Source organism: Hymenobacter ruricola (assembly GCF_015694525.1).
Lineage (GTDB): Bacteria > Bacteroidota > Bacteroidia > Cytophagales > Hymenobacteraceae > Hymenobacter > Hymenobacter ruricola.
Genome location: NZ_JADQDM010000011.1, coordinates 87,507 through 114,408, shown reverse-complemented (window position 1 = coordinate 114,408; position 26,902 = coordinate 87,507). Strand labels below are relative to the sequence as shown.

General features: G+C 63.8%; 16 protein-coding genes. 7 read left to right on the top strand and 9 right to left on the bottom strand.

Features of this window, described 5'->3' with window-relative positions; all coding sequences use genetic code 11:
• Positions 1-2: 2 nt before the first annotated feature.
• The 6 genes from I2H31_RS18345 to uxuA form a co-directional block, all read right to left on the bottom strand.
• The gene (locus I2H31_RS18345; protein ID WP_196294513.1) at positions 3-1,970 is read right to left on the bottom strand and encodes a sialate O-acetylesterase; all 1,968 of its coding nucleotides are present in this window, start codon (positions 1,968-1,970) and stop codon (positions 3-5) included.
• Between the two features lie 100 nt (positions 1,971-2,070).
• Complete coding sequence (locus I2H31_RS18340) at positions 2,071-3,897, bottom strand: RagB/SusD family nutrient uptake outer membrane protein (protein ID WP_196294512.1); 1,827 nt, start codon at positions 3,895-3,897, stop codon at positions 2,071-2,073.
• Between the two features lie 49 nt (positions 3,898-3,946).
• Positions 3,947-7,117 carry a SusC/RagA family TonB-linked outer membrane protein gene (locus I2H31_RS18335; RefSeq protein ID WP_196294511.1) on the bottom strand — a complete coding sequence of 1,057 codons (3,171 nt, stop codon included), beginning with the start codon at positions 7,115-7,117 and terminating at the stop codon, positions 3,947-3,949.
• 69 nt (positions 7,118-7,186) lie between these two features.
• Positions 7,187-8,032, bottom strand: coding sequence for an SDR family NAD(P)-dependent oxidoreductase (locus tag I2H31_RS18330; RefSeq protein WP_196294510.1), 846 nt, complete (start codon positions 8,030-8,032; stop codon positions 7,187-7,189).
• A gap of 24 nt (positions 8,033-8,056) precedes the next feature.
• Positions 8,057-10,177 carry an alpha-glucuronidase family glycosyl hydrolase gene (locus I2H31_RS18325; RefSeq protein ID WP_196294509.1) on the bottom strand — a complete coding sequence of 707 codons (2,121 nt, stop codon included), beginning with the start codon at positions 10,175-10,177 and terminating at the stop codon, positions 8,057-8,059.
• Between the two features lie 24 nt (positions 10,178-10,201).
• Positions 10,202-11,446 carry a mannonate dehydratase gene (uxuA, locus tag I2H31_RS18320; protein ID WP_230687916.1) on the bottom strand — a complete coding sequence of 415 codons (1,245 nt, stop codon included), beginning with the start codon at positions 11,444-11,446 and terminating at the stop codon, positions 10,202-10,204.
• Between the two features lie 325 nt (positions 11,447-11,771).
• On the opposite strand from uxuA, the gene I2H31_RS18315 reads away from it, so the two are divergent.
• From I2H31_RS18315 to I2H31_RS18295, 5 genes are all read left to right on the top strand, one after another.
• Positions 11,772-12,950 carry a substrate-binding domain-containing protein gene (locus tag I2H31_RS18315; RefSeq protein ID WP_196294508.1) on the top strand — a complete coding sequence of 393 codons (1,179 nt, stop codon included), beginning with the start codon at positions 11,772-11,774 and terminating at the stop codon, positions 12,948-12,950.
• 391 nt (positions 12,951-13,341) lie between these two features.
• Complete coding sequence (locus tag I2H31_RS18310; RefSeq protein ID WP_196294507.1) at positions 13,342-14,040, top strand: hypothetical protein; 699 nt, start codon at positions 13,342-13,344, stop codon at positions 14,038-14,040.
• Positions 14,041-14,044: 4 nt separating this feature from the next.
• Positions 14,045-15,040, top strand: coding sequence for a hypothetical protein (locus tag I2H31_RS18305; protein WP_196294506.1), 996 nt, complete (start codon positions 14,045-14,047; stop codon positions 15,038-15,040).
• Positions 15,041-15,363: 323 nt separating this feature from the next.
• Positions 15,364-17,142: an OmpA family protein gene (locus tag I2H31_RS18300; RefSeq protein WP_196294505.1), complete on the top strand. Its 1,779-nt coding sequence runs from the start codon at positions 15,364-15,366 to the stop codon at positions 17,140-17,142.
• A gap of 145 nt (positions 17,143-17,287) precedes the next feature.
• Entirely contained in the window at positions 17,288-18,061 is a 774-nt protein-coding gene (locus I2H31_RS18295; RefSeq protein WP_196294504.1) for an ABC transporter permease, read from the top strand.
• Positions 18,062-18,360: 299 nt separating this feature from the next.
• Here I2H31_RS18295 and I2H31_RS18285 read toward each other — a convergent pair whose 3' ends face one another.
• Positions 18,361-18,747, bottom strand: coding sequence for a hypothetical protein (locus I2H31_RS18285; RefSeq protein WP_196294502.1), 387 nt, complete (start codon positions 18,745-18,747; stop codon positions 18,361-18,363).
• A gap of 99 nt (positions 18,748-18,846) precedes the next feature.
• Here I2H31_RS18285 and I2H31_RS18280 point away from each other — a divergent pair, with 99 nt between their 5' ends.
• Together I2H31_RS18280 and I2H31_RS18275 are read left to right on the top strand one after the other, a co-directional pair.
• Complete coding sequence (locus I2H31_RS18280) at positions 18,847-19,692, top strand: ATP-binding cassette domain-containing protein (protein ID WP_196294501.1); 846 nt, start codon at positions 18,847-18,849, stop codon at positions 19,690-19,692.
• Between the two features lie 511 nt (positions 19,693-20,203).
• Complete coding sequence (locus tag I2H31_RS18275) at positions 20,204-21,568, top strand: sigma-54-dependent transcriptional regulator (protein WP_196294500.1); 1,365 nt, start codon at positions 20,204-20,206, stop codon at positions 21,566-21,568.
• A gap of 72 nt (positions 21,569-21,640) precedes the next feature.
• Here the strand turns inward: I2H31_RS18275 and I2H31_RS18270 are convergent, their stop codons facing one another.
• Positions 21,641-22,966 (bottom strand): hypothetical protein, encoded by a 1,326-nt coding sequence (locus I2H31_RS18270; RefSeq protein ID WP_196294499.1) that lies wholly within the window; start codon positions 22,964-22,966, stop codon positions 21,641-21,643.
• A gap of 234 nt (positions 22,967-23,200) precedes the next feature.
• Positions 23,201-26,764, bottom strand: a complete 3,564-nt coding sequence (locus I2H31_RS18265; protein ID WP_196294498.1) for a PAS domain S-box protein — start codon at positions 26,762-26,764, stop codon at positions 23,201-23,203.
• Positions 26,765-26,902: the final 138 nt, after the last annotated feature.

The following is a 26,902-nucleotide window of genomic DNA, read 5'->3' as shown; positions in this document are numbered from 1 at the left end:
ATTTAGCGGCGGCCGGTGGCGGGCGACAGCGCGGGCTCGGTGGTGAAAGGGGAAGCCGGCAGGCCTTCTTTGTTGTACAGGGTGGCGCCGGCAGGGTTGTCGGCCCAGGCGTAGCGCACCACGGCGGGGCGGGGCACTTGCTCGTTCCAGACCACCACCTTGTTGCCTTCGATTTTGGCCTGGGCCCACACAAACTTCTTATCGGGCCCGGCCACGGCAAAAGCCTTTAGCTCGCCCCCACCCTTCGCCACCAGGCCGCCGCCGATGCTCGTGAAGCTCAGCGTGACTTTGTTGCCAGCGGTTTGCAGGGCTTGGTAGAGGGGGCCGGCCGCCACCAATCTGCTCTCGCCGTAGGCCACCTTTTGGGCGGCCAGGGCCAGGCGGTGGCCGGGGGTTTGCTTGTCGAGCGGGTGAATGTCGTTCCACTCGCCGGCGTCTATCAGCACGGCCATGCCGGTGTGCGGCAAGGCCAGTCCGCGCCGCTGCACGTCGCGCACTTCGGCCCAGCCGCTTTCCGACGGCTCCTTTTTCACGGCCATGAAATTCGGCAGCTGCGCGTAGAGGAAGGGCAGCTCGGGGCGCTGGAAATTCCGGCGCCAATCGTTAATCATGCCATTAAACAACGCCTGATAGTCGCCCGTCCGCCCCGCGTTCGACTCGCCCTGGTACCAGAGCACGCCCTTGATGGCGTAGGGCAGCACCGGCGCAATCATGCCATTAAACAAACCGCCGGGCACGTACTGAAATGTGGTGGTGCCCGGCGTGGGCGGCATGGTGGCGCCCAGCTTATACTGCCAGGGCCCGCGCAGGTCGATGGTCTGGCCGCCGACGGTCAGTTCGTATTTCTTGTCGAGCGTGAAGCCGCCCTTGCCCGCGTTGCTGATGAGACGCACCACCACCACGTTCTTGCCGGGCCGGAGTACGCCCGCTTTCACTTCGTATTTGCGGGGCGGGTACTGGTAGCCGGTGCTGCCCACCAGCTGGCTGTTGATGTAGGTGGAGTCGGCATCGACCAGCGTGCCCAGCTCCAGGCGGGCAGGCTGACCCACCAGGGCGGTGGGCACTTCCACTTCTTTGCGGAACCACACCACGCCGTTCACGGGGCCCAGCGGGGTGTGGTCGGCCCAGTGGCCGGGCACCGGCATGGTGGCCCAGTTGCGGGCGTCGTAGTCGGGCGCCAACCATTTTTGCTGGCCATGGGTTTCGCCCTGGTCAGTTTTGTATAGCGTTTGGTACCAGTTGGCCACGGCGGCGCTCTCGCGCTGCCGGATGCCGAGCACCACGGTGCTGTCTTTGTATTTGGCCAGCTGCTGCTCGTAGGTGGGGAATTGCTTCAGACCTTCGGCGCTCAGCCAGGCTTCGGCGGGCGAGCCGCCCACGGCGTCTTTGATGATGCCCACCGGCACCTGGTATTTGGCGTTGATTTCCTTGGCGAAGAAGTAGGCCACGCCCGAAAACTTCAGCACCGTTTGCGGGTCGGCGGCTATCCACTTGCCGCCGGTCAGGTCCTGCTGGGGGCGCTGGAAGTTGTAGGTGAGGGGCACTTCAAACTGCCGGATGTTGGGGTTGGCGGCCTGGGCGATGACGTCGGGAAACCGGTCGCGCAGGCGGCTCATGGGCGTTTCCATGTTCGACTGGCCCGAGCACAGCCACACGTCGCCCACCAAAATGTCTTTCACGCTGAGCTCGTTGCTGGCCTTCAGGCTCATTTCATAAGGACCGCCCGCTTTCATGGCGGGCAGCGTCACGCGCCACTGGCCGTCGGGGCCGGTGGTGGCCCGGTAAGTTTTGCCCTGAAAGACTACGCTGATGCCTTCACCTGACTTGGCCCAGCCCCAGATGCGCATCGGCTGGTCGCGCTGCAGCACCATGCCGTCGCTCACGAGGCGCGGCAGGCGCACCTGGGCGGCGGCCGGGCGGGTGCCCACGACGCTTAGCAATACTAGTAAAGCAAACAGACTGTTTTTCATGCAGATAGAGAGCTGACCGCCGAAAAGTAGTACCCTCTCATAAATAAGCCCCGGTTTCGCGCTGAAACCGGGGCTTACAAAGGGCCAGAAACGGAGGCGGTTAGTTGTAGCCGGGGTTCTGGGTGATTTTGCCGTTGGTGCGGTCAATGTCCTGCTGCGGAATGGGGCGCAGGTAGAACTGGTCGGGGGTGCGGCCGGCCACAATGTTCTTGGCCGCGTCGGAGCCGTAGCTGTCGGTGCCCACGGCGGCCGGTTTCGAGGCCACGTAGGCCGGCACCGATTTCTGCACGCGCTCGATGAGCTTGCGGGTGCGCACCAGGTCGAACCAGCGCACTTGCTCACCGCACAGCTCGCGGGTGCGCTCGTCGAGGATGAAGTCGATGTTGAGTTGCGAGGCCGTGACGTCCATCAGGTTCTTTTTGCCCGGGGCGCCGGCGCGCTCCCGCACGGCGTTGATGGCGGCCACAGCCGCTGGCAGGTTGCCGGTCATCATGTTGGCCTCGGCGGCAATGAGGTAGGTTTCGGCCAGGCGGTAGAGAATCAGCGGGCGGTCGGAGCTGGTGTTGGTGGCCGGGCGCGTGGGGTCGTCCCACTTATTGATGTAGGGCGAGAACTGGGTGCTGTACTTGCTGGGCGTGCCCACCACGTAGGGGCCGTTGGGGCGCGCGGCAATGCGGGCCAGCTCGGCGGTGGTCAGCTCGCGGCCGGGGTACCAGGCGGCGGTGTCGCCAATCACGGCGTTGGCGCGGCCGCTGTTGGCGGCGCCGGCGCCGTTCGAGTTCACGAGCCACAGCGTGCTGAACCACTTGTTGTAGCGCGTGTCGGTGGTGCGCCACTGCCGGTCGGTGGTTTCCACGCCGGGCAGGATGTAAGAATTCAGCAGGTAGGGCGTGGAAATGAAGCGGGCGTAGGGCCGGCCGTAGATGATGCTGCGCGCCACGTTGGGGAAAAAATCGTAGCGGCCGCGGAAGTAGAAGTTGCTCTGGTTCTGGCCCGCGCCGCCGGCCCCGTTGTCGGAGATGCCGGTGAAGGTGGGGTCGGCGCTGAACTGCACGTTCATCAGGATTTCCTTGCCGTTCTCGTTGCCTTCCCGAAACACGTCGGCGGCGTCGGTTTCCAGGCCCACGCCGTAGCGCGTTTGCCCGGCGGGCGAAATCAGCTCGTTGGCGTACTGCGCGGCCAGCGTGTAGTCGGCCATGCTCGGGGCCGTGACGGAGGTGAGCGTGGCGCGGGTCAGGTACACCCGGGCCAGCAGGTGCAGGGCAGTGGCGCGCGTCACGCGGCCGGGCTGCGCGGCCTTATCGGCGATGCTGGGCACGGCGGGGTTGCCGCCCGAAGCGGGCTTGCCCAGCGCATCGGTCAGGTCGTTGATGATGGCGGCGTACACGTCGGCCTTGGGAGCGCGCGAAATGTCTTTCACGGCCGTGTCGATGAACTTAAGGTTCAGGGGCACGTCGCCGAAATACTGCACCAGCAGGAAGTAGTAGTAGGCCCGCAGCACTTTTGTTTCGGCCACAATCTGGGCTTTGGTGGCGTCGGTGAGGCCCTGCACCGAGCCCGCGTACTGAATCACGCCGTTGGCGTCGTTGATGTAGCGGTAGAGGGTGTTCCACTGGTTGGTCACGGCCGAGTTGGAGGAGTTCAGCAGGCCCTGGTTGTAGTCCTCGTAGCCCTGGTTGGCCGAAATGCCGCGCATGAACTCGTCGGTGCCCTGCACGGTGAGGTAGGCGGCTTCCTCGTTGGCCACGGTCACGTTGCGCAGGCCCGAGTACACGCCCACCAGCCCGGCCTGCACGCCTTCGGGCGTGCCCAGGAAGCCCGGCACCAGAATGGAGCGGGGGTTTTCGTCCAGCAGGTCTTTGCTGCAGCTGGAGGCCGCCGCCATGAGCACGGCCAGCGCGGCGACCTTGATAACGGTTTTTTTCATATGAAGAGTGGCGTAGCGCTACGCCCGTTGAAGTTGGGTGGGAAGAAGATTAGAAGCCCAGGTTCAGGCCCACGATGAAGGCGCGGGTGGCGGGGTAGTTCACGCCGCGGCCGGCCAGGGTGCCGTTCACGGCGCTGTTCAGGTCGCCCTCGGCGAAGGCGATGCCGCTGGGCTGGCCGCTGCCGCCAAAGCGCGTGGAGTACGACAGCGCGTCCGGGTCAATGGCTTTGTTCTTCTTGTAGAAGGCGTTGGGCGACCAGATGAGCGGGTTCTGCACCTGCAGATAAATGCGGGCCGAGCTCAAAAAGGCGCTCTTGGCCCAGGCCGCCGGAATGGTGTAGCCCAGGTCGATGCTGCGGATTTTGATGAACGTGCCGTCCACGTAGGCCAGCGTCTGGCTGTAGGGCGGGAAGTCGCCGTTGCCGCGGCGGGGCTGCGGGAAGGCGTTGGTGGGGTTGGTGGGCGTCCAGTAGTCGAGGTTCACCTGGTTGCGGCGGCCTTCGAAGGTGGTGAAGTAGGAGTTGCCGAACAGCAGCGGGTCCACGATGGTGGCGCCCACGCGGGTGAGGCCCACGGCGGTCAGGTCGAAGCCCTTGAAGCGGAAGCGCTGGGTCATGCCGGCTTCAAACTTGGGCTGGCGCGAGCCGATAATCTGGCGGTCGGCGGGGTCCACCAGGCCGTTGCCGTTGGGGTCGTCCAGCTTAATCTGGCCCACCTTGCTGCCGGCTTTGGCGGCCGCAGCCTCCTCGCCCAGCTGCCAGATGCCCACTTTCTTGTAATCGTAAATCACATACAGCGGCTGGCCGATGAAGCGCTGGTTGCTGATGTCGCTCTTGGGGTTGCCGTTTTCGTCGTTGCCCAGGCCCAGGTCCAGGATTTTCTCGCGGTTCACGGTGAAGTTCCAGTCCGTGCTCCACTCAAAGCCGTTGGGCTCGGCGCTGCGGATGTTCACGGTGGTCAGGCTGATTTCGAGGCCGCGGTTCTGGGTCTGGCCGATGTTGCGGGTGAAGGCCGTGTAGCCGCTGGCACCGGGCAGGGCGTCGGGCAGCAGCAGGTTGCTGGTGCGCTGCTGGTAGAGCTCCACCGAGCCGGTGATGCGGTTGTTGAAGAAGCCAAAATCCAGGCCGAAGTTGGTGGTGGTGGTGTACTCCCACTTCAGGTCGGGGTTCACGATGTTGGCCGGTACCACGCCAATCACGCCCGTGCCGCCGAAGTTGTAGTAGCCGTTGCCGAGGCCGGTTTGCAGCGAGCCCAGCGTCTGGTAGGGGTTCACGGCGGTGCTGCCGGTGCGGCCCAGGCTGGCGCGCAGCTTCAGGGCGCTCATCCAGGGCCGCTCCCGCAGGAAGCTTTCGTTGGCGATGTTCCAGGCCACGGCCGCCGAAGGGAAAGCCTGGGACTTGTTGCCGGGCGCCAGGCGCGACGACTTGTCCTGGCGCACCGTCAGGGTGGCCGAGTAGCGGTTGTCGTAGGCGTAGTTGATGCGGGCCATGAAGGAAATGATGTCCCACTTGCTCTGGAAGCTGCTGGGCGCGGTGGGCGTGCCGGCGCCCAGGTTGCTGGCCAGCTGGTAGTTGGCGGGCAGGTTTTGCGAGCCGGCCCCGAAACCGTCGGTGCGGTATTCCTGGGCGCTGTACAGGCCCGTGAAGTTCACGTCGTGCTTGCCAAAGCTGTGGTTGTACGTCAGAATATTCTCGGCCAACAAGTTGAAGGCCAGGTTCTGGCTGCGCGAAGCGGCGTTTTGCCCGCCCCCGCGGGCCGGCGTGTTGGAGGCAAAGAACGACTCGCTGTTTTCCGAGCGCCCGTCCAGGCCCAGGTTCAGGCGGTAGTCCAGCCCTTTCACGATGTTCACCTGCCCGTAGAGGCTGTTGAAGGTGCGGATGCGGCGGCGCTTGTCCAGGTGGGCGTCCGGCTGGTAGTAGTTCAGCGGGTTGGCCAGGGCGTTGTCGGTGTTGGGGAAAAGCACCGGCAGCGCGTCGGGGCCGTAGGCCGAGGCCAGCGGGCTGCCCGTCAGGATGTTGTTGATGATGTTCAGACCGGGGTCGTCCTGGTCGGTGTAGCTGTTCAGCGTGTTGAGGCCGATTTTCACGCGCCCGCCGATTTTCTGGTCCAGCGTGGCGCGCAGCGAGTAGCGCTGCAGGCGCTGCACCGGCACGATGCCGGTTTCGTCGTAGTAGCCCAGCGAGGCCGAGTACTGCGTCTGCTCGGTGCCGCCGCTCACGCCCAGGGCGTGGTTCTGGATGCGGCCGTCCCGAATGAGCATGTCCTGGTAATCGGTGGTTTTGCCGGCGGCCAGGTTGGCGCGCTCGTCGGCCGTCAGGAAGCCCGACACCGTGTTGGGGTCGGTGGCGCCTTGCGAGCGGTAGGCCTCGTAGCGGAAGTTGTAGTACTCCTGCCCGTTTTGCAGGTCGAACAGGCCGTAGGGCTTTTTCACGCCGAAGTAGCCGCTGTAGGTGGCGCGCGGGGCCCCGGCTTTGCCGCGCCGGGTCGTAATCAGAATCACGCCGTTGGCGCCCCGGGCCCCGTAAATGGCCGTCGAGGAAGCGTCTTTCAGCACTTCCACGCCCACCAGGTCGTCGGGGTTCAGGTCGTTGAGGTTGCCGTCGTAGGGCACGCCGTCCACCACCAGCAGCGGGTCGTTGGAGCCGGCAAACGAGCGGTTGCCCCGAATACGAATCACCGGGTTTTGGCCGGGCGAGGAGCTGGCGCTTGAGATGTTGACGCCGGCCGCCCGGCCCTGCAGGGCCTGGCCCACGTTCGACACGGGCACGTCGCGCAGGGCCTGCTCGTCCACCGACGAGATGGCGCCCGTTACCTGGCTTTTCTTCTGCACACCGTAGCCCACCACCTGCACCTCATTCAGCGACTGGGCTTCGGTGGCCAGCCGGGCGTTCACGGCCCCGGAAGCGGCCACCGGCACCTCCTTTTTCTCATAGCCAATCGAACTAATCACCAGCGTGTTGCCGCCGTCGGGCACCGTGAGCGAGTACTCGCCGGCCGCGTTGGTGGTGGCGCCCACGGTGGTGCCTTTCACGATGACCGTGACGCCCGGCAGTGGCTCGCCGGTGTCCGACGTGACCGTGCCCGACACCGTGCGGCCGGCCTGGGCCCAGGCTTCGGCCGGCAGCATGCCGCCCAGCAGCAGCGCCGCCGCCCCCGCAAGCTGCGCCCAGCGCCGAACCGGGCGCGGCGCACCGCCTAAGTTTGATAAATGTAGTTGCATGGTATGGAGTGGGTTTTTGGTGGGTTATGAGTGTTGCGTTTAGTGAAATGAGAGCCTGAAGCAGGCCGGTCAGAAGCCGATGGAGTTGCCGCCGTCCACGGGCAGCGAGGCGCCGGTGATGTAGCGGGCGGCGTCGGAGGCCAGGAACACGGCCGCGTGCCCGATGTCTTCGGGCTGGCCGAAGCTGCCCATGGGCGTGCGGCGCATGGCGCGGTCGCGCCGGTCGGGGTCGGAGTTCATGGCCGTGCGGCTCATCTCGGTTTCGATGAAGCCCGGCGCAATGGCGTTCACGCGCACGTTGTGGCAGGAAAACTCCGAGGCCAGCACCTTCACCATGCCCTCCACCGCCGACTTGGAGGCCGCGTAGGCCACCACGCGGTCGATGCCGTAGTAGGCCGCCATCGAGGAAATCATCAGGATGACGCCCTTTTTGCGGGCCACCATGCGAGTGGCGCAGGCCCGCGTGAGCGCAAATACCGAGTGCAGGTTGGTGTGCAGAATGCGGCTAAATTCCTCGTCGGTTACCTCCAGCGCGGGCTTTTTGAGGTTGATGCCGGCGTTGTTCACCAGGATGTCGAGCGCGCCGTAGGTGGCTTCAATCTCGGCCACCAGCCCTTCGATGGAGCCGAGGTCGGTGATGTCGTTCACCAGGTATTCGGCCGATTCGCCCAGGTCGGCCACGGCCTCTTGCAGCACCGCCTCGCGCCGCCCCGTGATGACCACCGTGGCGCCGGCCTGGGCCATGCAGCGGGCTATTTCGAGCCCGATGCCGGTGCCGCCGCCGGTGATGAGCGCCAGCTTGCCGTCGAGCGAAAACACGTCGGCGTGCCGCTGCTGCGCCGCCGTGACGACGCCGTTGGAAGAAGAAGTATGGCCGTTGGAATGGAGGCCGTGAGCAGGCGACAGCTTATTCATGTCGGGGAGTTTTGCAGGGAATGGTTACTTGAGCTGGTAGAGGTCGACCAGGTTTTTGACTTCGGCCAGCGTGCGGGTGGGCGGCGCGAAGGGCGCGGGAATGGGTTGTTTGGAATAGGTTTGGAAGTAGAGCACGCAGGCGTCGCGCCACCACAGGGCCTCGCGCCGCTGGATTTCGAGCCGGGCCGCCACGTCGGCGTGCAGGGCCGCGTCCACGGCGGGCTGCACGCTGGCCCAGCGCTGCTGCATCCAGGTCACCGAGTCGGCGCCGGTATAGTAGCGCGTCACCAGCTCGTGCCAGAGGCTGCGGCCGGTGGGCAGCGGCTGCCGCCAGCCCACGTGGTGGAACCAGAGCAGGTAGTTGAGCGGGCAGGTTTGGGGGTCGCCCCACTCCTGCTGCACGCCGGCGGAGTACAGCGCCAGCGCGTTGGAGCCGGTGGCGGTGCGGTTGAAGCCCAGGCCCGCGGAATCGGCTTTGTGGTAGTACACGGCGGTCCAGTCGGGCCGGCCGGCCTGGGCCAGCCAGGGCTCGGGGCCGTAGTGAATGTTCTGGCCCATGATGTGGTGCAGGCCCAGCGGCGTGGTGTAGCGCACGTAGATGTCGCGCGAGCGGTCCATCAGGTCCACGATGCTGGCCACGGCCCGGGGCTCGCGGGTCAGCGTCATTTTGGTCCATTCGGTGGCAATGGCGGCCGAGCTCAGCGTGTGGTCCCAGGCCAGGCGGCCGAAGGCGTACCAGTTGGCCTGGCCCAGGGGGTGGCCGGTCCAGTTGCGGTCGGCGCCGATGTTGGCCACGCCCGCAATGCCGCTGAGGCGGTGCTGGTCGAGGCTACCGTCCACCACCCGGGCCACCGTCGAGCCGGGGCCTTGGGTTTGGGTGTCGGCATTGAGGCACTCCTTGAACAGCGGCGCCAGGTACACCAGGTGCGTGGCCATGCCCAAATACTCCTGCGTGAGCTGCACTTCCAGCACCAGCGGCGTGCGCGGCATGGCCCCAAACAGCGGGTGAAAGGGCTCGCGGGCCTGAAAATCAATCGGTCCGTTTTTCACCTGCACCAACACTTTGGGCGCAAACTTGCCATCGAGCGGCTTGAACTCCTCGTAGGCCTGCTTGAACCGGTCGTCGCTGCCGGCCTTGTACACGAAGGCGCGCCACATCACAATGCCGTCGTGCGCGCCCAGGGCCGCGGCCAGCATGTTGGCGCCCTCGGCGTGGTTGCGGCCGTAGTCCTGCGGGCCGGGCTCGCCCTCGGAGTTGGCCTTCACCAGAAAGCCGCCGAAGTCCGGAATGACCCGGTAAATCTCCTCGGTTTTCGCGGCCCACCACTGCTGCACCTGCGGGTCGAGCGGGTCGGCCGTTTTCAGCCCGCCAATGACCTTGGGCGCCGCCCAGAACACCGACAAATACACCCGGATGCCGTAGGGCCGGAACACGCCCGCCAGGGCCTTCACCTTTTCCAGGTATTCGGGCGTGAGGTAGCGCGCACTGGCATTCACGTTGTTAATGGCCACGCCATTGAGGCCAATGGATGCATTGGCGCGGGCGTAATCAGTGTAGCGCGGGTCGAGGCGCTGGGGCAATTCGTTCCATTTCCAGATGCTGGCGCCCGCGTAGCCCCGCTCCACCGTCCCGTTGGGGTTGTCCCAATGGTTGAGCAGCCGGTACTGAATGCGCGGGCTGCTGGTCAGGGTCAGATTAGCAATGGCTTGGCCGGTTTGCAGCTGCCGCAGCAGCGCAAATACGCCGTAGAGCACGCCCGCCCCGCTCCTACCCGTCACGGCCAGGTGGCGGCCCTGCGGCGCAATGTGGTAAGCATCCCGGCTGGTCGAGCTACCAAAAACGTTTGCAGTCGGATTTATGGTTAAAACAACGCCGCGCTGCGTGCCGACCGGCGCAGCTGCCACCACCGGCACCGCCTGGCCCAGCAGTCCCTGCAAGCCGCGCTGCAGCTCGGCCGCGGCCGTTTTCAGCACCACATCATTGCCGCTGGCGGCGATGTACTGCGCGACGGCCCGGAACTGCGCCCGCTGCGTGGCATCGGCTACCAGGTCATACTTCAGCCACAGCCGATAGCCGTCGTCGGCCACGCAGCGGGGCGCGGCGGCAACAATAGCCAGGAGTAGCAAAAGAGACCGGAGCAACATGGGTGGGATTTGGGGAGAGGGTGGTTAGGCGAGCTGGGCGATTTCGGCGTGCCGCACCGCGGGCGGAGCCTCGGCGGCCAGGCCCCGGCGGATGCCGTATTCCAGGCCCCGCAGCTCGGCCAGCCCGCGCAGGCGGCCAATGGCCGAGTAGCCAGGGTAGGTTTTCTTGTGAAGGTCGTCGAGCATCTGGTGGCCGTGGTCGGGGCGCATGGGTAGTACACTGATGCTCAGTCCTTTCGCGACGCGGCGCTGCTCTTCCAGCACCAGCTCGCGCACCACGGCGTACATGTCCACGTCGCCGGCCAGGTGGTCGGCTTCGTGGAAGTTGCGCGGGTTTTCCTCGCGCTTGGTGGCGCGCAGGTGCACGAAATGGATGCGCGAGGCAAACTGCCGGGCAATGGCCGGCAGGTCGTTATCGGCCCGCACGCCCAGCGAGCCCGTGCAGAACGTGAGGCCGTTGGCCGGCACGTCGCAAGCCGCAAACAGCCGGGCCAGGTCGTCGGCCGTGCTCACCACGCGGGGCAGGCCCAGCAGCGGGTACGGCGGGTCGTCGGGGTGAATGCACAGGCCGATGCCCAGTTCCTCAGCCACCGGGGCCACCTGCCGGATGAAGTGGTGCAGGTTGTCGCGCAGTGCCTCGGCGTCGATGGCCGCGTACTCGTCCAGCAGGCCCTGGAAATTGGTCAGCTCAAAGGCCTCTTCCGAACCGGGCAGGCCCAGCAGCACCGTGTTGGTGAGGCCGGCGATTTCCGCGGCGCTCATGGCGGCAAACTGCTGCCGGGCGGCGGCCACCACCGAGGCTTCGTAATCCGTTTCCGCGCCCGTCCGCTTCAGAATGCAGAGGTCGAACACCGCAAAATCCTGCCACACAAAGCGTAGCGCCCGCGAGCCGTCGGGCATTTCGTAGCGCAGGTTGGTGCGCGACCAGTCCAGCACCGGCATGAAGTTGTAGCACACCGTGCGGATGCCGCAGGCGGCCAGGTTGCGCAGCGAGGCTTTGTAGTTCTCGATGTACTGCTTGCGCGCGGGGCGGCCCTTTTTGATGTCTTCGTGCACCGGCAGGCTTTCCACCACGGCCCAGTGCAGGGGGGCGTGCGTGGCGTTATCGGCCTCAATCAGGCGCTGGCGCGCTGCAATCTCCGCCACCGGCCACACCGCACCCACCGGCAGCTGGTGCAGGGCCGTCACCACCCCGGCGCAGCCCGCCTGGCGGAGGTCGAAGAGCGAAACCGGGTCGTGCGGCCCGAACCAACGCATGGTATGAAGCATGACGCGCTTAAGGTAAAATACAATTTGTGTTATACCGGGACCGGCTTACTATCCGAAGAACCGTAAATGCGGCCGATAGGTCGTTTAGCGAACCTGCTGTCGAATGTAGAACCGGAAACCAGCAATTGATTCTGTCGAAATCGGCCAAATTTCAGTGCATTGGCGCCAAAACTATCGGCATCGTTTCCGGAAACGATGCCGATAGATAACTTTCTGTTAATGTGGCTGAAAATTTTTTTTGTTCGTTATATTTGAGTGAGTACTCACAGCAGGGCTGCCACAGCGCCGTTGCACAGGCAATTTTCTAAACTAAATACAATTTAATATGACCACCTGCGTCAAATGCAAGCTTCCCGATTCAGTATTGAAGGCTGGGTTTGTGCGGGGCCGGCAGCGCTACCTCTGCAAGGCGTGCGACTATCATTTCACGGAAGAAAAAACCGGCCCGGCGCCGGACCGGCGCCGCGTCCAGACCACCATCGGCGACGTGGCCAAGGCCGTGGGCGTGGCCTCGTCCACGGTGTCGCGGGCCCTGAACGGGCACACCGACATCAGCCCCGTCACCCGCCAGGCCATCCTCGACGCCGCCCGGCTGCTCGACTACCAGCCCAACCTGCTGGCCCAGAGCCTCAAAAGCCGCGAAACCCACACCCTGGGCGTGCTGATACCGGACCTGGAACGGCCGTTTTTCGCCACGGCCGTGAGTGGCATCCAGGCCGTGGCCACCGAGGCCGGCTACCGGGTGATGATTTGCCAGTCGAAGGAATCGTACCGCACCGAGGTGAGCAACGTGCAGGCCCTGGTGGCCAGCCAGGTCGATGGCCTGCTCATCTGCCACTCGCGCGAAACCGAGAACTTCGACCACGTGAAGCCCAGCGCCTGCCGCGGCATTCCGGTGGTGCACTTCGACCGGGTGAGCAACGAGGTGGAAAGCGCCAAGGTCATCCTCGACGACTGGAACGGAGCCTACAACGTCACCGAACACCTCATCCAGCAGGGCGCCCGGCGCATTGCCATCCTGGCCGGGCCCGAGTCGCTGCTCATCAGCCGCAACCGCCTGGCCGGCTACCAGCACGCCCTCAAGCGCTACCACCTACCGCTGCGCCCTGAGTACGAGGCTCACATCGAGTTCCGCACCGAAGAGGCCGAAGCGACGCTCGACGCTTGGCTGGCGCTGCCCGAGCCGCCCGACGCCATTTTTGCCATCAACTACACCAATGCCTTTGACCTGCTGGTCGCCTTGAAAAAACGCGGCGTGCGCGTGCCTCAGCAAATGGCCGTGGTGGGCTACGGCGATGAGTTCATGGCCGCCATGATAGAGCCGGCCCTCACCACCGTCGACCTGCACCCCTACCGCATCGGCCAGCAGGCGGCCCGGCTTTTTCTGGAGCAAGTGCAGCAGAAAGAGAATTTTCAGCCCCGCACCTTCGTAATTTCCGGAGATTTAAAAATCCGCCAGTCGTCGCTAAAGGGCGAAGGCGACTTGTTCCGGCTCAGCATATAAGGTATCGTTAGTCACAAACCAATGGCGCGCGTGGCGCGCGCCGACGCGCAACCCAGCGCACAGGCCCTCAAAAGCTGAGTTGCGGCTTTACAGAGTGGCCGCCCGCTGCCCGCATACAATATGACGGGCTTGCTGTAATGCCGGGCTTGGCAAGCCGATAGAAGGCGGGGCGGCGAGGCCGGCAACGGCGCCGTGGGGTCGCGCTGCTTTTGTTGTTATGAAAAATTAGTCTTTCCATTTTGGAAAAAACCAGTCCCCGCCCGGCCCCACGCCGGGCGGGGATTTTTATTTAATCAACTGTATATCAATTATAAAATCAATTTTTCAATAAATTATTTCCGAAACGGCACTGGTATTGGCATTAGGTGCAAGTCACCAAACGCACGCTACCATGGCCATTCTTAACAACTTCACCAAAGCCGCCAAGGGCTTTTTCATCGAAGAAGATGAAAGGGCCCCGGTCGCTGCTCCCACGCCGCGGCCGCTGCCGCCCCAGCCCGTGGCCGACGCGCCCGCGCCGGCCGGCCCGGCGCCGCTCGTGGCCCAGGCCGAGCAGCGCCACCTCGACCACATCGCGGGCCTGCTGGCCGGCGACGGCAAGGACTTCGGGGCCTACACCAAGATGGTGACCAGCATGGCCAGCAGCGGCCTCACCGGCCCGCTGCTCTACCAAACGGCCTTCAACGCCTTCGCCGCCCTCACCGGCGTGAACCAGGCGGCGCTGCTGGCCTCGGCCGAGCAGCTGGCCACCAAGCTGGCCGAAGACCGCGCCCGGGTGCTGCAGCGCCACCGCGAAAAGATGGGCGAAAGCCCCACCGCCAAAGCCACGCCCGGCCCGCTGGCGCTGCTGCAACAGCGCGAGACGCAGCTGCAAGCCGAAGTAGCCGCGCTCACCGAGCAGCTCGCCCAGAAAAATCAACAGCTGCTCGAAATCCAGCAGCAGGGGCAGGCCGAAAAGCAGAAAACCCAGGCCGCGCTGGCTTCCTACGAGCTGGCCAACGCCGCCGCCGCGGCTGACTTGCAGGCCCACCGCCAGGCCGCCCAAAACTTCCTCAACCCCTCTCCTTCCACCACTTCTTCAAACGCCTAAAGCCATGAACACTTTGCTCACAACTACTTCTGATACCGACACCGGCCTCCCCAAATGGCAGAAGCCGGAGAAAATGGCCGGGCGCGTGGTGCTCCTGGGCCTGGCTGGCACAGCCGTGTACTACTGGGGCGTGATTCTGCCCTTCCTGGTCGACATGGTGTTCGACACCGTGAAGCTGGGCATTGGCCTGGGCGTCTTGTTCGTGCTGTTTTTGCTGGCCACCAACAAGCGCATTCAGGCCGGGCTCTGGTACGCCGGGCAGCGGGTGCTGCGCACCATGGCCGGGATTTTTGTCAACACCGACCCCATCGGGGTGATGGAAGACTACATCCGCAACACTGAGAAAGAGGCCCGCAAGATGGACGCTGAAGTCACCAATATCGAGGGCGCCCACGAACTGGTCAAGCGCAAGCTCGCCGCCAACGACGCCCAGATGAAAGAGTACCTGGCCCTGGCCAGTTCGGCCGCCCGGCAGGGCGAAAAGGACATGGCCGAGAGCTACGCCAGCCGCGCCGCCCAGATTCAGGACTACAACCAGCGCCTGCAGCCCATGGCCACCACGACGGCCAACGTGAGCTTGGTGATGCGCCAAATCCTGAAAGCGGCCCTGCGCCAGATTGACGGCAGCAAGTTCAAGGTCAACCTCTTGAAAGACGAATACGCCTTGGTGAAGCGCACGAGCTCGGGCATGCGCGCGGCCATGAATATCCTGCGCGGCGACCCCGACAAAAAGTACTTCTTTGACCTGGCCACCGACCGCGTGGCCCAGGACATGGCCCAGCAGCTGGGCCAAATCAAGCAGGCCATGCGCTACTCGCAGGAGTTCGTCAAGGAGATGGACATCCAGAACGGCGTCATGTCCGAGAAGGGACAGGCCCTGCTCAACAAGTACCAAAACGGCGACTTCAACGCCGTGCTCAACGAAAAGCCGCAAGCCCAACAATCTTTCGCCGCCACTAAAAAAGCTTCCGATGATGCCTATTCTAGCCTGCTTGATTAGCTTTTTGCTGGCCTGCGGCCTGGTGAATCTGCTGGGTCGGGGTATGCCGGTGGCGCACCACGCCACACAAACAGAACGTCATGCCGAGCGTAGCCGCGGCATCTCGCGTGTGGCAGTACTCAATACTGCTGTAACGAAGCAGCAGAGATGCCCTGCAGTAGCGCGGACTTTGTAGTCCGCGTCCCCGCGCCGAAAGCGCCGCATTCAAGCTCAACCCCCTGACCACGAAGCTGGTCATTCCCAAATCATTCTAAGCCAACCCTCCGCGCTTCACCGCGCGGGCGCGGACTACAAAGTCCGCGCTACAATCCCCCTTCACTAAAATGACAACACGTGGTAAAATCGTAATCGGCCTGCTCATCGTAGCCGCCCTTTACTTCGGCATCAACAAGCTGATTGCCAGCGGTGCCGTATTCAAAAAAGCCGAAACCGAATCGGTGCTGCTCAACTCCATTGAGCTGCCCGCGGCCACCGGCGGCAACCGCGCCACCGTCGTGGTGCCGCTGGCCCCCATGCCCGGCACCGCGCCGGCCGACAAAGGCACCAAACTGGTGTGGGAGGTGATGGCCTGGAACAGCCAGATGGCCGGCATGCTGGCCAACGGCGGCCCCCGCACCACCATGGGCTCGGCGCTGGCGGCCAATGGCCTGGACCTGCAGATTGTGCGCCAGGACGACGTGAGCAAGATGCAGGCCGACCTGGTGAAAAACGCCGTGGACCTGCAAAACAACCCCGAAACGCCGGGCCTGATTGTAAGCATCATGGGCGACGGCCTGCCCGGCTTTTCGGCCGTGCAGAACGAGCTGAAAAAGACCGGCACCCAGCTGCAGATTATCCCTTACTCGGTGGGTAAAAGTTTCGGCGAGGACAAGCTGATGGGCCCGAAAGAATGGCTCGACAACCCCAAAACGGCCCTGGGCAAAACCATAGCCTGCTACCTGCGCGACGGCGACCAGAACATTGCCCTGAAGTGGTGCGCCGACAACGGCCTGAAAGTGAACCCCGACGAAACCACCTACGACCCCGAAGCCGTGAACTTCATGGCCGCCTCCGACTTCCTGGTGGCCGCCGAGAAATACATCCTCGGCAAGCCCGAAGCCCGCACCAAAGTGGTGAACGGCAAGAACACCGGCGTGAGCGTGGACGTGGTGGCCGACGCCGTGGCCACCTGGACGCCCGGCGACGTGAACATCGCCAAGCAGCGCGGCGGCCTCGTCAACATCGTGAGCACCAAAGACTATTCGAACCAGATGCCCAACATCATGGTGACCACCAAGCGCTGGTACGACGCCCACCCCAAGGAAGTGCTGGGCCTGATGACGGGCTTTGCCGTGGCCGGCGACCAGGTGAAGGCCCACCCCGAAGCCCTGGCCCGCGCCGCCGACATCGAAGCCACCGTGTACGGCGACCAGGACAAGCCCGGCGCCTACTGGCTGAAGTACTACAAGGGCGTGAGCGAAACCGACCGCAACGGCGAGGTGGTGGAGCTGGGCGGCAGCAAAGCCTTCAACTTCAGCGACAACCTGAGCTTGTTTGGCCTGGATGAAGGCGGCACCAACGTCTACGCCGCCGTGTACAAAACCTTCGGCGACGTGCAAAGCAAGCTCTACCCCAAAGAGCTGCCCAGCTACGTGCCGCTGACGGAAATGCTGGACCTGACGCCCCTCAAGAAACTGCAGGCCCAGTACAAAGGCAAGACGGTGGCCCCGGCCGAAACCCAGCAATTTGCCGCTGATGACGAAATCCGCCAGAGCGTGAGCAAGCGGGCCTGGAACATCGCCTTCAACTCCGGCCAGAGCACCTTCACCCCCGCCGCCGAGCGCGACCTAAACCAACTCTTCAACGACCTCGTGGTGGCCGGCCGCCTGAAAGTGGCCGTGCACGGCCACACCGACAACACCGGCGACCCCGCCAAAAACCAGCAGCTCAGCGAGGACCGCGCCATGGCCGTGGAGCACTGGCTGGAAGCCAAAAGCCGCAGCGCCTTCCCCGACGGCCGCGTGCAGGTGTACGCCCACGGCGCCACCGAGCCGGTGGCCAGCAACGCCACCCCCGACGGCAAAGCCCGAAACCGCCGCGTGGAAATTGTGCTGGGGAATTAACCAGTAGCGTGGTCTCTGCGAGTCCGCGCCACGAGCGCCAGCGAGTATCGTCGCCAGAATTCTATAAACCTTTCCCAAGCACGAGCGCAGCCGACGATATTCGCTGCGCTCGTGACGCGGACTCGCAGAGTCCACGCTACACGCCATGAAATCTCTTTTCGCCCCCAACGCCCAGCCGACCCGCCTCGTGTTTACCTCGATGGTCATCGGCCAGGGCCTGATTCTGCTGCTGCTGTGGCTGTTTTATCCCATGCAGCTGTTCCCGAGCCTGGGCGAGGTTTTTCGCTCGCTCGGCAACCTCATCACCACGCAGGGCCTCATTCAGGAGCTGTGGGCCAGCATGACCACGGCCCTGCAGGCCCTGGCGGTGGCCACGGTGCTGGCGCTGCTGATATCGTACTTGACGGCGCTGCCTTTCTTCCGGCCCATTGCCTACGCGGCCTCCAAGATGCGCTACCTCACGCTCACCGGCCTCACCTTTTTCATGGCCCTGCTGGTGAGCTCCGGCCACCAGGTGAAGCTGTCGGTGCTGATTTTCGGCGCCACGGTGTACCTGGTCACGGGCATGACGAGCGTGATTCTGACCACCACGCAGGAGGAAATGGACCACGCCCGCACCCTGGGCATGGGCGAGTGGCGCAGCTTCTACGAAGTGGTGGTACTGGGCAAGCTCGACGACATGCTCGAAGTGGTGCGCCAGAACTTCGCCATCATCTGGACCATGATTACGCTGGTGGAAACGCTCTACCAGAGCGAGGGCGGCATCGGCCTATTGCTGTATAAGCAGAACCGCTACCTGCACTTGGATGGCGTGCTGGCTATTCAGCTGGTGATTCTAGCCACCGGGGCGCTGCAGGACTACGTGTTTGTGCTGCTGCGGAAGGTGTTTTTCCCTTATTCGACATTAGGCCACGCGTAGCTGTAGCGTGGACTCTGCGAGTCCGCGCCCGCGCGAACGATTACCGCCCACCTAAACCCAACGATGCGCGGACTCGCAGAGTCCACGCTACTGCGGCGCCAGATACGTGTGGGGCCACTGCTCCCAGTCCTCTACAAATCCCGCTTTCACCGGATTCTCTACCACATAAGCCAACACCCGCTCCAACTCTCCATTCCGCACAACATGGTCGTAGCTCTCGGCTTGCCAGAAAGCCCCCGTTCGCCCCAGCACTTTATTAGCCCGCGTAGCGGTGTAGCTTTTTAACCGCTGCAGCGTTTTCACCAGCGGCGGGGCTTCTTCCAATATCCGCACCACCACATGCACGTGGTCGGCATTAGGCAGTAACACCGCAAGTCGTAGCCCGCGCCATCGAAATAGCGCAACGACTCCGCCACCAGCGCCGCAATGTCGGCCTGCCGCAAAAACGTGGGCCCGTACTCGCCTTTGTTTAGCTGCGCATCGAAGCGGCCGAAATAATGTCTCTGCGCCGCATAAAGCTGGGCTGGCTCTGACTCAAAGCGTTGCTGCGCCAACTCGATTTCGGCCTGCAATTGCTCCACCGCCGTGCGGGGCAGTGAGCCCGCCAGCCGGAACGTGAGAAACACCACCTCGCCCGGCGGCAACCGGTGCGGCAGGTTCCGCTCATAATTAATCAAGTCCGACACTCCCGCAATGTAGCGTGGACTCTGCGAGTCCGCGCCCTACCGCGCAATCCCTCACCTTCTCAAATGCGCGGACTCGCAGAGTCCACGCTACAACCCGCCATGACTGCCCTTCCCTACAACTACAAAGAACCCCTGCTTACCCTCTCGGGCATCTCCATGTCCTTCCGCGGCGAGCCCGTGCTGCGCGACATCAACGCCCAGGTGCTCGACGTGACGCGCCCCGGCATGAACCAGGGCCAGGTGGTGGGCTTCTACGGCCGCTCGGGCATCGGCAAGTCGGTGCTGTGCCGCATCATGGCGGGCCTTATCGCCCCCAGCGCCGGCACCGTGGAAGTGGGCCAGGCCCAGCAGCCCGTGGCGCCCGGCATGGTGGGCTTCGTGCAGCAGCGCTACCCGCTGTTCGAGCACCGCACGCTGCTCGACAACCTGCTGGTGGCCGCCGGGCGCAAGTACGCCCCCGCTGAGGCCCGCCAGCACGTCGAAACCTACCTGGAGCGGTTCTGCCTCGCGCCGCACCGCAAAAAGTATCCGGCCCACCTCTCGGGCGGACAGCGCCAGCGGGCGGCCATCGCCCAGCAGCTGCTCTGCTCCGACCACCTCATCCTGCTCGATGAGCCCTTCTCCGGCCTCGACGTGGCCATGATTGACGAGCTGAAACGCATCATCGTCGAAGTCACCACCCTGGACGAGCTGAACACCGTCATCATCGTCTCGCACGACATCGTGACCACCACCGCCCTGGCCGACCGCCTCTGGCTGCTCGGCTACGAGCACGACGCGGCCGGGGCCCTCGTGCCGGGCGCCACCATCAGCCCCCGGCACCAATACAACCTGGCCGAAATGGGCCTCGCCTGGCACCAAAACGTCGAAGCCGAACCCGAATTTGCCCAGTTCGTCGAGCACATCAAGCAGGAGATTCGGGGGGGGTTAATTCTTAACAACTAGTCAAATATGTGACTTTCCTTTAGCCCATTTAAACTATACGTTTTACTCTCATTATAATGAGGTGGTGACGAGTCATCATTTCGACCATTACTACTTTTTTCTACAAGTATTTTATCCCCTTTTACTTGCACCGATATTATTTCACTCTCATCATCAAAATGGCCTAAATACGTTCTAAAATGCGCAGAATCGGTCAAATACGAAGCCTTCAAATTATTCAGCAGGCCCACGTTATATAGTTCGATGACAAGTTCTTTATTAGACTTCAATGGAAACGAAGTGTAAAAACTTTTCTTGCTTTTATAGCTGCAACTCGTAAAAACGAGAGATATGATAGTATAGGAGATAATCCGTTTCATTTCCTGAAAAATTTAAGCTTCTAATTATGTCAGCGCTTGAGCTACCAATCAAACTCCGAAGGCTCAAGATTTGAAGGATGGCGTCACTGACAGTTATATCAATAAAAGTAGGGCATCAAGAGTAGTTTTACATACTTTAACCTACCTGATAAATGCCCACCGGTACCCTGCTCATCATCGACGACGAAGCGCGCTTGCGCCAGCTGCTGGCCCAAGTGCTGGAGCTGGAAGGCTACACCGTGCTGCAAGCCCCCGACGCCCGCCGCGGCCTGGAGCTGCTGCAGCAACACGCCGACGACGTCCTGCTCGTGCTCTCCGACGTGAAGCTGCCCGACGGCCACGGCGTGGACCTGCTGCCCCGCTACAAAGCCGCCGCCCCCGACGCCGAAGTGGTGCTGCTCACCGCCTTCGGCACCATCCCCGACGGCGTGAAGGCCATGAAGCTCGGCGCCTTCGACTACCTCACCAAGGGCGACTTTGAGCAGCAACTGGTGGTGGTGGTGGAGCGCGCCGCCGAAAAAGCCCGCCTCCGCAAGCGCGTGGCCGAGCTGGAGCGCCGCGTGGGCCAGCAGTACGATTTCGAGTCGATGATAGGCGCCTCGGCCGAGCTGAAGCGGGTGCAGCAGCTGGCCCGCCAGGTGGCCCCCACCGACAGCACCGTGCTGCTGGAAGGGCCCACGGGCAGCGGCAAGGAGCTGTTTGCCCAAGCCATTCACCAGGCCAGCGCGCGGCGGGGCAAGGCCTTCGTGGCCGTCAATTGCAGCGCCTTCCCCAAAGACCTGCTCGAATCGGAGCTGTTTGGCTACAAGAAAGGCGCCTTCACGGGGGCACTCACCGACAAGAAGGGCCTGCTGGAAGAAGCCAACGGCGGCACCCTGTTTCTGGACGAAATCGGCGAGTTGGAGCTCAACGTGCAGGCCAAGTTCCTGCGCGTGCTCGAAAGCCAGACCTTCACCAAGCTCGGCGACACCAGGCCCACCAAGGTGAACGTGCGCCTGGTGGCCGCCACCAACCGCAACCTCAAGCAGGAAGCCGACGAAGGCCGCTTCCGCCCCGATTTGTACTACCGCCTCTCGGTGTTCATCATCCAGGTGCCGCCCCTGAAGGACCGGCCCGCCGACGTGGCCCCGCTGGCCCAGCATTTCCTGCACTACTTCGCCGCCCGCCTCAGCAAGCGCCTGCCTGGCCTTGCCCCCGAGGCCCTGGCGCTCTTGCAGCGCTACCCCTGGCCCGGCAATGTGCGCGAGCTGAAAAACGTGCTGGAGCGCGCCGCCATCCTCGCCCCGAACGGCGAACCGTTGGCCGCCGATTTCCTGCCCGATGAATTCCACGCCCTGGGCCGCCCCGCCCGCCCCGGTTCCGAAGCCGCCGACGAAAGCCTGCGCGCCTTGGAAGCGCGCCACATCGAGAAATTGATGCGTGAGCTGGACGGCAACAAGCCAGAAGTAGCCAAGCGTCTGGGCATTGGGTTGACGACGCTGTACCGCAAGCTGGAAGAATACGGATTGGCTAACTGAGCTTCTGAATCTTTATTACCGGCAGCGGAGCGGCTGCTAGGCGTTCCTTTCTTTCGGCTCCAACGCCCGTACTTACCTTAAATATTCTACCACAAGGTCGGTAACGGGTTCTGCCCGGTTCATGCCATTGTCCTTGTAAGCCACCACGGTAATACTGCCAACCGCGATTATGCCGTTGGCGCCGTCGGCGAACAAACGGAAGGGGTAGGCTTTGGTAGGAATGATACGGCTGAGCGTATGGCTGGCGGCATCGTAAACTTCCACGCTTTGCGTCCAACTGGGACTACGAGTGGCGGCCCCGCCATAGATAAACCTACCGGTGGGGTCAAAAGCAAACGACGTATAATTGATATTGCCTCGAAGGAGTTTTGCTTCAAACTGCAGGTTTTCCTTGTAAATAGTGCCCTCACGGGAAGTTATAAAGGTATTATTGGCCGGGCACACCTCGAAAATGCCTGTACTCAGCACCTGAGAACCATCGTATGGAATGGCCGCATTTGGGGTGGGCAGGCCGTTTGCCAAGAAGGTAAAATATTGCAGGTCAGTGGTGAGCCGCCCTCCGGCACCGTTATCTTCCGTGATTGCCACCAGTTTGGTGTTGGAGTTGGGAAGCATCCTGAGCCGGGTAATTTTTCTACCACTGGCTTCGCCCACCTGCTGCTTGGTGGCCCGGCTATAGACTTTCAGCGGATGGCCCGTTTTGTCATCAACGGACACAAACAGCAAGCCTTGGTTAGCCACCACGCTGCTGGCACTGGCCCCAACGCTGATTTCGTCAATTTTGGCCAAGGTCTCCGCGTTGTACACGAAAACCGAGCCGTCCTGACGGGGCACATAAAGTTCTGGCACTCCATTGTACGTGGCCCGGTCGCTGTAGCCAATGATTGACGCGGTGGCTATTGTTTTGGTGACCTCGCTGGTGGTCAGGCTATACTGAGTGATGACACCCGTTTTGCCGAAGAAGTACAGCAGCCGACGCTGCGCATCGAACTGCACATCGAACGGCTGCGCATGAATGGTTTTAAGGCCGGGGCGCTCAAAGGTCACCGAATTACTCACAACGGTTACCAAGCCATCAGGCCCCACTCCGCGCACTGTATAAGTGAGATAAGGGCAATACGCAGCCGTTTTATCGACATATCGGGTTGCGGTAATTAAGGGAGCGTAACCGTCGCCATTTTGCGAAATGTCGTAAAGGACCCCATTAGGGGTAGTGCCTCGGCTTATCCAATACCTTGTCTGGTCGCCATTGGCGGGCTTTGACCACGTGAGCACCAGCGAATCGCCCTGCAACACCGGTTGGTTCAGCACAATCTCCTCCTTAGCAGGTTCCGGCTCTTTCTTGCTGCAAGCCGCGCACCCGAGCAATAATAACACAAAAACGAAGGAGTGGCGCATCGCAAAAAGCATGTTAGGTGGAGCAAAAATACCGGCCGCAAAGTACAGACAACTGCCTAAAAGCCCGCCAAATTCGATTTCTGAAACCAGAAAATCCGGCTATCGGGATAAGTTGCGCCTACTCTGCAGGGCTGGCGGCCACCCAGTACCACACGAGTAGCGTCGTTTTAATCCGGGGCGCAGCCTCGCCTTAAAATCCGGAACAAATCACGCGCTACTCGGCTCGCGCCAGTGCTACGGTGGCCCGGCTTTCGTCAGCTCCAGCAGTAGCTGGCACAGGGCGGCTTCCTCGTAGGGCTTGGTGAGGCAGGCGTTCATGCCAGCGGCCAGGTAGGCAGCGCGGTCGGCTTTGAAGGCGTTGGCGGTGAGGGCCACGATGGGCAGGGCGGCGTGCGCGGCGTTGGGGTGGCGCCGGATGGCCTGCGTGACTTCCACGCCGCTCAGGCCGGGCATGCGAATGTCGAGCAGGGCCACGTCGAAGGGGTATTTCAGCAGCTGGCCCAGGGCGTCGAGGCCGTTGCCCACGGCGTCGACCACCACGCCCCAGTGTTCGAGCACGGCCACGGCAATGCGCTGGTTCACGAGGTTGTCTTCGGCCAGCAGCACGCGCAGGCCGCGCAGGCGCTCGCAGGAAGTATCGGGCGGGGCGGGGGCTTGGGCGGCGGGGGCTTCCGGGGCGCGGGGCAGCACCAGCCGAAACGAAAAAATGGTGCCGTGGCCGGGCTCGCTCGCAATGCGCAGCACGCCGCCCATTTGCTCCACCAGTTGCTGGCTGATGGCCAGGCCCAGCCCCGTGCCGCCGTAGCGGTGGCTGGTTTCGGCGTTGGCCTGGCTGAAGGCGTCGAAAATGTGGGCCTGGTCCTGCGCCGAAATGCCGATGCCCGTGTCCTCGACCCGGAACTGCACCGTCAGGGCCTCGGGGGTGGCGTCCAGCACCTCGGCCCCGAGCCGCACGCGGCCCTGCTCCGTGAACTTGATGGCGTTGGACAGCAGGTTGAGCAGCACCTGGTGCAGGCGGTAGGCGTCGCCCAGCACGCGGGCCGCGTCGGCGGCCAGGGGCTCCACCACCAGCACCAGGCCTTTTTCAGCGGCCAGGGCCGCCACCGTCTGGCCGGCGCCCTGCAGGGCCACGCCCAGGTCGAAGGGCGCGTGGCTGAGCTCCAGGTGGCGGGTGGTGATTTTGGCCATGTCCAGCACGTCGTTGAGCAGGGCCGACAGGTGCTGGCCGGCGTGCTGCATGGTGGTCAGGTACTCGCGCTGCGCGGCCGTGAGGTCGGTGCGTTGCAGCAGCGTGGCCATGCCCAGCACGCCGTTGAGGGGCGTGCGGATTTCGTGGCTCATGCGGGCCAGGAAGGACTCCTTGGCCAGGGCGTTTTCTTCGGCTTCGCGCTTGGCCTGCTCCAGGGCGCGCTGCGTGAGCACTTCCTGGGTCACGTCGTAGCCCGAGGCCACCACGTAGGGCGGGGCGCCCGCTTCGGCCACCCGGTAGGTGTAGTAGCGCAGGTAGCGCCGCTCGCCGGCCTTGGTTTTCACCGTAATCAGGTTTTCCTGCCCTTCCTGCGGCGGCTTGCCGGCAAAATAGGCCTGCAGCTCGGCGTGGTGACCGGCGGGCACGGCCTCGCGCAGCTGGGTGCCCACCAGCTGCGCGGCGGGCCGCCCCATGAGGCGCTCAATGGCGGGGTTCACCGACAGGATGGTGCCCTGCAGGTCGTGGGTGCAAATGAGGGCCTGCGAGTAGTACACCAGGTCGTGGTACTGCTTTTCGCGGCGTTCCAGCTCCTGGCGGGCCAGCTTCACGGCCGTCACGTCGGTGTTCACGGTGAGCACGCCCAGCTGGCCGTCGGCGCGCAGCAGGGGCCGCTTGTGCACCTGGAAATACAGCACGGTGCCGTCGGGCAGGGTGAAGGGCAATTCCTGGGTCTGGGCCTTTTGGGTACGGCGCACCAGGGCGTTCAGCTCCCGCACGGCCCGCATTTCGGCCTGCACGGCGGGGCTGGTGCCCACGGTTTGCCAATGCTGGCTGTGGGCAAACAGCGCGTCGTAGGCCTGGTTAGAGAAGGAAACGCTCTCGTCGGGTTCAACCACGTACACGGCGTTGGGCAGCGCGTCGATAATCTGGCGCACGAACGCCTGCTGCTCCTGCAGCATCTGCTGCACTTCGCGCTGCTGCTTCTCGGCGGTGTAGCGCGCCGTGATGTCGATGCCCGCGCCCACCACCAGGCGCAGGGCGCCGTCGGGCCCGAACACGGGGCGCAGGTGGCGCATCACCAGCTGCGGGCGCTGGTTTTTGTCGGTGCGCATTTCTTCCCAGGTCACGTCGGAACGGGTGCGCACGGCCAGGTCGAAGTACTGCTCCCGCTGCTCCTGCACGCCCGGCGGCTGCTGCTGGCGGCGCAGGGCAAAGTACTCCTCGCTGCTCAGGCCGATGACCTGCTGGCGCACGGCCGGGTCCGAAATCGACGACGGATTCACGAACAGGAAGCGGTGCGCGGCATCGAACACCGCCACGTCGAAGGGCAGCAGGTTGAGGATGGACTCGTAGAACTCCTGCTGGCGCTGCAGCCGGTATTCGGCCTGCTTGCGCTCCGTGATGTCGATGCCCGAGCTGACGACCCGCAGCGTGCCGTCGGGCAGGCGCATGGGCCGGTACCACATCAGCATGTGCACGGGCCCGTGCGGCCCGGGCCGCATTTCTTCCCACGACTGCTCTTCCAGCGACTGCACGGCCTGCGCAAACGCGGTGGCCCGCTGGTGCACAATGGCCCCCGGCCGCCCCCGAAACGCGCCCGTTTCTTCGCTGGTTTTGCCCAGCATCCAGGCGCGCAGGGCGGGGTCGGGCTCCACGGCGGGGTTGAGGAACAGGTAGCGGTGGGCCACGTCGAACACGGCCACGGCCGAGGGCACGTGCTCGAGAATGCTCTCGTAGAACGCCCGCTGCTCCACGAGGCGCTGCTCGGCCAGGTAGCGCTCGGTCACGTTGGTGAGGTAGAGCGACACGAAGGCCTGCCCCGGCACGGCCACCGCCGTGGAAAGGTAGCGCTGGGTGCCCACCGCCAGGGCCTGCTGGTGCTGCCGGGGCGTGCGCAGGGCGTCCTGCACCAGCGCCAGCAGGCTCTGCGGCATGGCGGCTGCGGCCCGGGCGTCGGGGGCCAGGTCCTGCAGCAGCTGGGCCGCGGCGGGGTTGGCGTACACGACTTCGCCGGTGGCGGTGAGGCGCAGGATGGGGTTGGGATTCTGGGCCGGAATGAAGGACAAGGTCCGGATTTCGTCGTCGCGGCGGTGGCGCTCGGTCACGTCGCGGTAGCAAATGAGGCGGCCTGCGCCGGCCGTGTCCAGCACCAGGTAGTCCAGCTCCACCACGCGGCCGTCGGCGAGGGTAAACGGCTCCTGCAGCACCGTCTGGCCGGCGGCGTGCAGCGCCCGGGCCCGCGCCCCGAAGGCGGCCGGGTCCGCAAATGCCTCGTCGATGTGCACGGCCGCGTACGGAATGGGCGGGGCGCCTTCCGCCGGCCCGGCCACGGGCGGCAAGCCAAACAACTCCCAGAAGTGCTGGCTCACGAATTGAATTTCCCCGCACTGGTCCACCAGAAGCAGGCCGGCGCGCAGGTTCTGCACGAGGGCGGTGAGTTGGGTGAGGCCGCGCTGCACGCTGCTGGCCGAACTGGCCAGCTGGTGCTCAAGGGCGGCCGCCCGGGCCTCGGCCGCAGCCAGCGCTGCTTCGGCCTGTTCGCGCAACGCCCGCTCCGCGCGGAGCTGCGCGGCCCATTCGGCGTCGGACAGGGCGGGAATGTTTTGCATAACGGGCGGCTATTCGCTCAATAAGTACACATACCAGACCACCGGCAATAGTAATGATATCCAGTTGCTGGCGAATAATCCTTGGCGCAGCAGACCAACAAAGTACGCCGCTGGGGACATATGCTTCAACAATTCATT